The following is a 9,055-nucleotide window of genomic DNA, read 5'->3' as shown; positions in this document are numbered from 1 at the left end:
CACCCGCACCACCCGCGGTGCCGTTCGGGTTGGCCAGCGTGCCATCTGTCCCATCGCCGCCGTTACCGCCAGCACCTGCGGCGCCGCCGTCACCACCATCGCCACCGACCCGGTTGAGGCCCTTGGCGGCCCCGAGTCCGCCGGCCGAGCCCCCGGCACCACCGTTGCCGGCCGCGCCGCCGTCACCACCGGCGCCGCCTTTTCCACCGGCCTGGCCGGTCAGCGCCACGCCGACATACCCGTTGCCGCCGAGACCGCCGGTGCCGCCGCTGCCGGCCGTTCCGCCGTTGCCGCCGTTGGCATTTGCACCGCGCGCCGCCGTACCAGCGCCCAGACCGCCCGTGCCGCCGGCACCGCCGCTGCCACCCGAACCGCCCGCGCCACCGGCCTGGCCGTCGGTGCCGTCGGGGTTGACCACCGTGGTGCCGGACAACCCGTTGGCTCCCGAACCGCCGTTACCACCAGCCCCAGCGTTGCCGCCCAGAGCCCCCGCGCCGCCGGAACCATCGGTACCAGCGACGGCACCGGCGCCCCCAGACGCACCGCCCAGACCACCGGCGCCGCCGACGCCGCCCTTGCCGCCGCCACCACCGTCGCCACCAGCCTCACCGGTTACGGCGCGGCCCACATAGCCCGCACCGCCCACGCCACCGGCGCCCGCGACACCACCGACGCCACCGGCACCACCGTCGCCGTCTTTGCCCGCCGGTGTGATGCTGGTCGCCGCGGCGCCCTTGCCGCCCTTGCCGCCGTTACCACCGGCGCCCCCGTCACCGCCTGCCTGGCCGTCGGTGCCATCCGGGTTGCCCAGGGTGCCGTCGGTGCCGTTGAGACCTCCGGCGCCGGCGCCACCGTTTCCGGCATTGCCGCCGCGGCCGCCGTCACCGCCGCCACCGCCGTTGATCCCTTCGTTTCCGTTGTTGGCGATGAAGAACGCGATGCGGCCCTGCCCGGCCGTGCCGGCTACACCACCGGGTCCGGAGTCTCCGCCATTGCCGCCGTTGCCCCCGGCCCCGCCGGATGCCCCCGGGATCGTCGCGTTCACCCCGTCAGCACCGTCACCACCGTTGCCGCCCGTGCCGCCCGAACCGCCGTTACCGGCGTTACCGCCACGGCCGAGGACGAAGCTGCCGTTACCGCCGTTACCACCGTTACCCCCGCCAGCGCCGCTGCTGCCATCGGCGCCGGATTTACCCGGCAGAACGCCATTGACACCGTCGACGCCCTGGACGCCGTTGCCACCATTGCCGCCGTTACCGCCGTTGCCGATCAGCGAGGACACACCGACGCTGCCACCATTTCCGCCGTTTCCAGCCACACCGGACAGCAGTGCCCGGCCCCCGTCGCCGCCGTTTCCGCCGTCGCCGAAGAATGCCCCGGCGGTTCCACCGTTGCCTCCGACTCCGCCCCCGGTCGCCCCATCACCGCCCTTGCCGCCGGCGCCGCCCGGCCCGACTGGGCCGAAGCCGGTCGCAGGATCCAGATCAACGAAGGACACGCCGCCGCCGTCACCACCAGCACCACCGACACCAGAAACCGAGCCACCGTTGCCCCCGGCACCACCGTTCCCTGCGCTGCCGATCAGTGTCAGGAAGCCGGTGTTACCCCCGGCACCGCCGGCGCCACCGTTACCGGTGGTCCCAGTCGAGGAACCGCCCACACCGCCGTTGCCACCGTTGCCGAAGAACATTGCGGCAGTAGCACCTTTGCCGCCAGCACCGCCCCCGGTGGTTCCGTCGCCGCCCGCGCCACCTGACCCACCCCGGCCGAACAGCGAGACAGGACCTGCGATCCCGCCATCTCCGCCGGCCGCACCTACACCGGTCAGGCTGGCGCCTGCACCGCCGTTGCCGCCATTGCCCCACAGGATGCCGCCGTTGCCGCCCCGACCACCGACGCCACCGTTGACCCCGGCCACACCGGCGCCACCGGCGCCACCGTCACCCCATAGACCCGTTGAACCGCCCACGCCTCCGGCGAAACCGTTGCCGCCCGAGCCGAACAGGAATCCGCCCCGGCCGCCGTCACAGGCGCCGGTGGTGCAGGAGCCTGCGTAACTGGTGTAGCTGTAGCCATTGCCGATCAGCAGGCCGGCGTTCGGGTTGGTGGCGTCACCGTTGCCGATGAAGATCCGGATGAAATCGGCGAAGGGGTCGCCGGTCGCCGCGGCGTTCGGGGACTTCAGGGTCAACGGTGCGAACGGACTCGCCGGCTCGCCACTGCTCGTCGCAGCAGCCGCACCCGCCAGTTGGGTCTTGCCGCCGATTTCACGGCGACTGAACGCCGCGGCAGTCCACATCAGCGGCGCGGCCGCCGGGGCGTCACCACTACCACCGGTCTGCAGCCAGTCCAGCAAGCCGCGGCCCATTCCGTTCACCGACCCGCCGGCCGCCGGCGTGGTCGGGGACGCCGTCATTGACGGGGCCTGGGCTGCGACCGGGCCGATCGCCTCCAGCGCCGGGGTCGACGCGAGATTGTCGTTTGCCGAAGGCTCCGGGGCGGGAACCGGGGCGGGCGCCGGGGCCGTCGACGCCGTTGCCGGCGCATTCACCGCAGGTCGGGGTGTTGGCATCGACACCGACGGCTCCGACGCGGGCACCGCGGCCGATACTGCGGCGTCCGACTGCCCTTCTGACGGGTTTGACTCAGCGCCAACGCTTGTCGGCGAACCGGAGTCGCCGCGGCGTGGGCGGCGGGTCGGAGCGGCGGTCTGCGTACCGTCCGAGTCGCGGACGGTCGGATGAGTCGGCGACTCATCGGTCGGACCGGCCGATTCGCTGTTGGTGGGGTCCTCGCTGACTGTGGTTTCGCCGGCGGCCTCGACGGCGCCCTCATCGGTGGGGGTCTCTGAGGTCGACTCCTGCACTCGCGGGGCCGGAGAGTCCGCTCGCGAACTGCTGTGTCCGCGCTGGCGCACCTCGGAACGTGGCGAGGACGACGAATCCGAATTCGACCCCGTCGATCCGTCCGAACCGGTGGTGTCGGCGAAGACGGTCGGCATGGTCACGATCGCCGAACCGACGCCCAAAGCGATGGCCAACACCCCCACCCGCCCCACATAACGGGCGTAGGTGTGTGAGTGAGGTTCCGCCGCCGTCACTTCCGGTCGGCGGTACTCGATACCGCGCACCCACCCCTTCGCGGATCGCTGGTGGCGGACAGGAAATGACGACTCGGACATGGCGCTCCCTCAGCTTTTTCAACGACCCCCCACAGGCCGCACACATTTCGGGACTATGCCATCAGCAAATTGAAATTGATAGGGCCATTAGAAGGTTGCGCTGGCGACACTTTCTCTTTAAGGCTCTTGAACTGCGCGGACTATAGCCATGTCGCGTTAGAACATTTTCTGTTGTGAAGATGTTTTACAGCACAGCTAAGCGTTGCCTAACCTAGGAAAGGGCTATTAATTCGTACACATTCATCGAAATGTTTGAGTTTGAGTAAGCCCTCGGCGGGGCGACACCACCAGCAACCCGACGATGGACCTGTGCATCCGCCTGCACTTCCGCCCGACAATCGACTACCTAGGGCTGGCATGCCCTCCCCCAGTCATCCCCGAGTCCGCGATCACGACACGCTAGGCCTCTCGTGGAACGAAATACGCTGCCCAATAGCGGCTTTCGGCAAATCAGCCATGATTGAGTCCATTCGCCAACCCCCGAAATGGCGACGATGGGCAGGTGTTCAATAGTTCCGGCGCTGCCGAGCGCCGTGGAGCAGGACTACTGCGGGGCGAGGCTCATGCTCAGACTGACCTGACCGTTGTCCACCGATGCCACGGTGATAGTCACCCCGCGAGTCTCACCGCCCATGGTCACCGCGCAGGTGACCGCGGCACCGGGCTCGGGATCTAGGCCGCCCGGGCAACTCACCGCATCCGGCTGCGAGCCGGCTTGGGCCAACTGCGAGCTGAGCATGTCCTGCAACTCTGCCGCACTGACCGATGCCGAGGCGACCCCGGCACCGGCGCTGAGCGCGATCAAGGATCCGGCGACCAGTGCGAGGGTTTTCTTCATCTGAGGAAACTACACCAGTGCGTCTTCGGGGAAATGAAAGTTGCGGAACGGGAATGATGGCCTAAAGCCTTGGCCCGCGCCCGATACGCGCAGCGTCGGCCTGGCTTCCCCGCGGCGACTGACCTGACCAACTGACTGTCGACGTGGTGCCGTGATGGCGCTGCATGGGGTGCTCGCGCGGACCGCCCGCGTCGGGTTACAACTCGAACTGCGAGAGGATCGCGAGAGCGATCAACAGGTCCGCCACAGGCGGGTTTGCCTCCGTCTGATCTCACTCGATTGGTTTGCGCCACAATAGATTCGGAAACCGGGCATACCCGCGGTCGTTGGTGACCCAGGTCGCGCCGTGCTCGATGGCCAGCGCCGCATGATAGGCGTCGGGCACATCGTTGGCGGTGGCCGAGACGGCGAGGCAGAGTCTGGAGAAGATGTCCCAGTGCTTGGCCCCGGGCCGCAACTGGACGGCCGACGGCCCCGAGCGCACCGCGTGACAGTAATCAAGTACATCCGCCGGGCTGCTGGGCTGACGATAGATCCGGTGGTTTGTCGCCAGGCGAACCACCCCGGACAGGGCCAGGTCGCTGATGCCGATCGGTTCGGGCCCGGTCATCGCGAGTTGCAGCCATTCGGCATACCGGCTGTGATCGGCGCTATCGCGGCGGAAGGCGTACAGCAGGACGTTGACGTCAGGGCAGAGCATTCTCGCCCAGGAGGTCGGCGACAGCTTCCCGGTCATCGAGGTTCACCCCGGGTTGCAGACCGCCGGCGCCGTCGGTGGGGAACGTCCACGCCTCGCCCGCCGATCCCGGCCCCTCTCGCCGGAGCAAGACCCGCAGTGCATCGTCAACCACGGCACCGAGCGAGCGGTGCGTGCGGGCGGCGACAACCTTTGCTTCGGCGAGCAGATCCTCGGAGATATTCAAGGTCGTGCGCATCTGCGCATCATAGCATCAAGACATCGCATCATGATGCGGCAGCGGGATCCAGACGGATGCCCGCGCCGTTCCGAAATGGATGCGACGACGGTGGCCACCTACTTCGCCAGCCAGTGGGCCGGGGCGCATCATCGCCCCCGATGCCACGCTCGTCGAATCGTTGACGTCCGCCGCGGCAACGGCAGGTATCACCGGCGGCGGCACCTACGATGCCCTCGTCGGGCTCACCGCCCATGCTTTCGGCCACGAACTGTTGTCGCTAGACCAACGCCCTGAGCGCACCTACCGATCCTTAGGGGTCACCTACCGGCTGCTCGGCACTAGCTCGCTCTGACGCGCCCCCGGGCAAGAACGCCGATACGGCTACCCGGGCCACGCAGGCTCACTAACGTGCTAGACGCCGTTTGCCTACGTGCGCAGGCTCGGCTGGGGATCACCGGGTGGGCGTAGCTAAGGTTGGCGGGACAGTTGACGATCGTGAGGAGTACATCATGCGGGTTGTCGCATTCGCCCCATCGCTGAGCGCTGTGGAGGAGAACGCCGGCGGCATCGCGGTCAAGGGTTTCCCGATGACCAGCTGCTACGTGAACAACTTCCCCGCACAGATCACCGTCCCCATGGTGGTGGCGGTGACCACCCTCGGCGGCACCGATTACGACCCGGTCAAGGTCATCGTCGCGACCTCACCCGAGGGTGAGCGGGTGGGCAGCCTGGAATGGCGTTGGCATTGGGATGACAATCCGCCCACCCCGGTGAAGTTCCGGGTGTTCACCCAGTACGTGCCGATACGCGTGGTGGAACCGGGTGTCTACACCCTCGGCCTCTACGACAGCTTGGAGGACAACCACAGCGAGCACCTGTTCCCGCTGCCTGTTCTCAAGAGGAGCCAACTGCTCAACCGCTGAAATCCGACGTCCACGAAAGAGCAACCGCAATGTCTGATCCCCGCGCTGATGTCGTCGCCCGCCAGTACGAGAAATGGACCTATCCGGAGCCGATCCAAAACCTCGAGACCTGGCTGACGAACAACTGGCAATGGTTCGATCCCAGCCACGCCCACCGGGTGCTGTGGCCGGACCGTCCGTATCAACCCGATATGGACATCCTCATCGCCGGTTGCGGCACCAACCAAGCCGCGGTATTCGCCTACACCAACCGAGGCTCGAAGGTGGTGGCCATCGACGTCAGTGAGCCGTCGCTTGAACATAATCGCTATCTCAAGGACAAATACTCTCTGAAAAACCTTGAGCTGCATCTGCTCCCGGTCGAAGACGTCTCCACGCTGGATAAGCAGTTCGACCTCATTGTGTCGACCGGCGTGCTGCACCATTTGGCCCAACCGGAAGTGGGCATGAAGGCGCTCGCCGACTGCCTTCGGCCAGAGGGCGTCGTGGCGATCATGCTCTACGGCCGCTATGGGCGAGCGGGAGTCGAACTGATGCAAGCGATCTTCCGCGAGCTGGGCCTGGAGCAGAACGAGGAATCGCTGAGCATGGTCAAAGAAGCGATCAAGTCATTAGCACCGAGTCATCCTCTGCAGAGCTACATTTCGATCGCACCAGACCTGCAGTTCGATGGCGGGCTGGTGGACACCTTCTTGCACGGACGGGATCGCAGCTACACCGTCGAGGACTGTCTGAAGCTGGTTGATTCCGCCGGACTGGTGTTCCAGGACTGGTTCTTGAAGTCGTCTTACTACCCGCCGACGCTGACCGAACCGGGTAACGGGTTCTACCGTGCGGTCAATCAGCTTCCCAAGGAGAAAATCTGGTCGGTTATGGAGCGGATCAAAACGCTCAACGCCTGCCACTTCTTCCTGGCATGCCACCAGGAGCGCCCCGAGACCAACTACCTGATCGACTTCGCGTCCAGCCGCGCGTTGGATTATGTTCCGCTGCTGCGACTGCGGTGCACCATTCGAGGCGACATGATCTCCAGACCCGGTTGGCGGGTTCGGTTGGACCCGACCCACCTGGCTTTCGCCCAGAACATCGACGGCGAGCGCACCATGCGCGAGATCGTCGAACGGGTTGCGCTTTCGGGTGTGCTGACCGCCGATCGGCCCGCCCTGGAGTACACCGCCCTGGAACTGTTCGAGGACCTGTGGCGGAATGACTTCGTCGCGATGGACCTCAGCCGGGCCCGCTAGCGGTACGACTGCGGGGGCCATCGCAGAGCGGTCGGGCAGCATCTGGCAGGCGCCAGTCAGGGGGAGGTGTGCCCGACGCTGGTATGGTTCCCATGCTTGAACCGAGGGGGGAATACATCCGACCTGGAGAAGAAACAGGAAAGTGATTCCGGACATCTACTTCGCGCGTCCCGTCACAGTTCTTCCCGACCAGGCCGTTGACAACGACGCGCTTCTGGCACGGTTTCGCCAGACCTTCCATGGCGCAGCCCACGAGTGGGAAGCCATCGAGCAGGGCGTGCGCTACGCGGTATTCGGCAACACCGCGAGCACCGTCGGGGTTATCGCGCTGGACTACCGCAGGCAGAACAGCGCCGTGGCCGACGGCGACAAGATCGCGATCGCCAGTGCAGCGGCCGGATTCTCTGTAGCGGGTGCCGCGGCGGTGCGGGAGTCGGGAGCGGCCGCGTGAACCGCTACCTGCAGCTCTACCGCACGATCAACAAGTCCTTCGGGTTCCGGCTGAGGCCACTGGGCACTTTCGGGGTACTGCAGGTGCGCCAGGCGATCTCGGCGATCACCCTCGGCCTGGACCGCATCTTCTTCTCCAACTACCGCAAGCAGCCGATCGACCGGCCCATCTTCATCATCGGAAATCCCCGCAGCGGCACCACCTTCCTGCACCGGCTGCTGCTCGGCGCCGGCGGGATGGCCGCCTTCGAACTGTGGGAGATGCTGTTTCCGGCCATCACCGCCCGCAAGCTGCTGGGCGGCATCGTCCCCCGGATCGATCGGCTCTCCCCCGCGCGCTACCACCCCTCGGACGTTCACGACACGAGCCTGCGCGGAATCGAGACCGACGACGTGCTGTGGTTTTTCCGTACGCTCGACGGCCCGTTCGCGTGGGCCTACTTCCTGGCCTGGCAGGACAGTTGGGGCAGCGAACTATCCCGGCGAGAGCTCGGGATCGACCCGGCACCGGCACGCGACGAAGAGCGGTTCTACGGTTACCACGAGGAGTGCTGGAAGCGAAACCTGCTCTACAAGCGCGCCCACCGCGTTCTTGCCAAGACGAGCATGCTGACCTTCCAACTCGACCAGGTTCTCAAGCGCTACCCCGACTGCAAGCTGGTCTACATCATCCGCGACCCGGTCGAGGTCATCCCGTCGGGGATGTCGCTGTTGTCCGGTGTTCTGGAGAACGGGTACGACGTGTGGAACCACTCGACCGAGGTCGACCAGCAACGTTGGGTGGAAAACCTCTACCAGGCCTCCTGCGCCATGCTGCGCTCCTTTCACGACGACTACACCTCCGGACGTATCCCGGAGAAGAACCTGTGCGTGGTGCGTTACACCGACCTACTGCACAATCTGGAGCCGACGATGCAGCGGATCCTCGATTTCATCGAGGTCGAACCCAGTGCCGCGTTCGTCGAGGAAGTTCGAGCGCAGGCCGAGCGGCAGCGTTCCTACAAGAGCCGCCATCAGCACTCACCGGAGAAGTTCGACCTCGACCCGGAGCGCATCCGACAAGACCTCGCCTTCGTCTACGAAACGTTCAACCTGCCCACGAAATCGGCTGAGAAAGCCTGACACCCGCACGGAAGAAGAGTTCACCATGAGCACATCACTGAATGTCGGCCGTATCGGCGCGCTCGCCGCCACCCTCGGGGTGGGTGTGGCGTTATTCAGCGGCCCCGGCACCGCCTGGGCAGACTCCTCGGCGGCCGACACCTCAGCTGCCGACACCCACGGCGCCACGGCAGCGGACCCCGGCGCGGGCTCTCAGCCCGCGGGCACGGAGCCTCCCGCGCGCGGACGGCTGGACAAGAACGTCCGCGGGTCTGGTACTGCCTCTCAAAGCGCTCCGCAGCCGTCGTCGGCGACCGGTCGTTCACACTTCGATGTCCCCGCAGCCGAAAAGGACCTCCCCGAACCGGTCAGACGCCACGGCACCCCGGGTCGCGGGGGCG

The 9,055-nt window shown here is 66.5% G+C and carries 8 protein-coding genes and 2 pseudogenes; 6 read left to right on the top strand and 4 right to left on the bottom strand.

All coding sequences use genetic code 11. From position 1 onward, the window contains the following. The 4 genes and pseudogenes from ADBZ5N_RS15105 to ADBZ5N_RS15090 form a co-directional block, all read right to left on the bottom strand. Nucleotides 1–3,181 (bottom strand): annotated as a pseudogene (locus ADBZ5N_RS15105) (hypothetical protein); the annotation flags it as partial. Between the two features lie 544 nt (nt 3,182–3,725). Next, nucleotides 3,726–4,019 (bottom strand): DUF4333 domain-containing protein, encoded by a 294-nt coding sequence (locus ADBZ5N_RS15100; RefSeq protein WP_526258739.1) that lies wholly within the window; start codon nt 4,017–4,019, stop codon nt 3,726–3,728. A 271-nt stretch (nt 4,020–4,290) separates the two neighbouring features. Next, a complete protein-coding gene (locus ADBZ5N_RS15095; protein WP_526258737.1) occupies nt 4,291–4,755 on the bottom strand; it encodes a type II toxin-antitoxin system VapC family toxin in 465 nt (154 codons plus the stop codon). Next, nucleotides 4,706–4,954 carry a type II toxin-antitoxin system VapB family antitoxin gene (locus ADBZ5N_RS15090; protein ID WP_526258735.1) on the bottom strand — a complete coding sequence of 83 codons (249 nt, stop codon included), beginning with the start codon at nt 4,952–4,954 and terminating at the stop codon, nt 4,706–4,708. Before ADBZ5N_RS15090 ends, ADBZ5N_RS15095 begins: the two co-directional genes overlap by 50 nt. Before the next feature lie 160 nt (nt 4,955–5,114). Here ADBZ5N_RS15090 and ADBZ5N_RS15085 point away from each other — a divergent pair, with 160 nt between their 5' ends. The 6 genes and pseudogenes from ADBZ5N_RS15085 to ADBZ5N_RS15060 form a co-directional block, all read left to right on the top strand. Next, entirely contained in the window at nt 5,115–5,288 is a 174-nt protein-coding gene (locus tag ADBZ5N_RS15085; RefSeq protein WP_526258733.1) for a PIN domain-containing protein, read from the top strand. Nucleotides 5,289–5,445: 157 nt separating this feature from the next. Beyond that, nucleotides 5,446–5,859, top strand: coding sequence for a hypothetical protein (locus tag ADBZ5N_RS15080; RefSeq protein WP_526258731.1), 414 nt, complete (start codon nt 5,446–5,448; stop codon nt 5,857–5,859). Nucleotides 5,860–5,888: 29 nt separating this feature from the next. Beyond that, on the top strand, nt 5,889–7,103 hold the full coding sequence (locus tag ADBZ5N_RS15075) for a class I SAM-dependent methyltransferase (RefSeq protein WP_526258729.1): 1,215 nt from the start codon (nt 5,889–5,891) through the stop codon (nt 7,101–7,103). A gap of 142 nt (nt 7,104–7,245) precedes the next feature. Continuing rightward, nucleotides 7,246–7,554, top strand: a complete 309-nt coding sequence (locus ADBZ5N_RS15070) for a hypothetical protein (protein WP_526258727.1) — start codon at nt 7,246–7,248, stop codon at nt 7,552–7,554. Continuing rightward, nucleotides 7,551–8,675, top strand: a complete 1,125-nt coding sequence (locus ADBZ5N_RS15065) for a sulfotransferase (RefSeq protein WP_526258725.1) — start codon at nt 7,551–7,553, stop codon at nt 8,673–8,675. Before ADBZ5N_RS15070 ends, ADBZ5N_RS15065 begins: the two co-directional genes overlap by 4 nt. 25 nt (nt 8,676–8,700) lie before the next feature. Further along, nucleotides 8,701–9,055, top strand: a pseudogene (locus ADBZ5N_RS15060) (hypothetical protein); the annotation flags it as partial.

The sequence above is a fragment of the Mycobacterium sp. genome (assembly GCF_044370595.1).
Classification (GTDB): Bacteria; Actinomycetota; Actinomycetes; order Mycobacteriales; family Mycobacteriaceae; genus Mycobacterium.
Note: the sequence above shows the minus strand (reverse complement) of the source record. Positions and strands in the feature narration are given on the sequence as shown.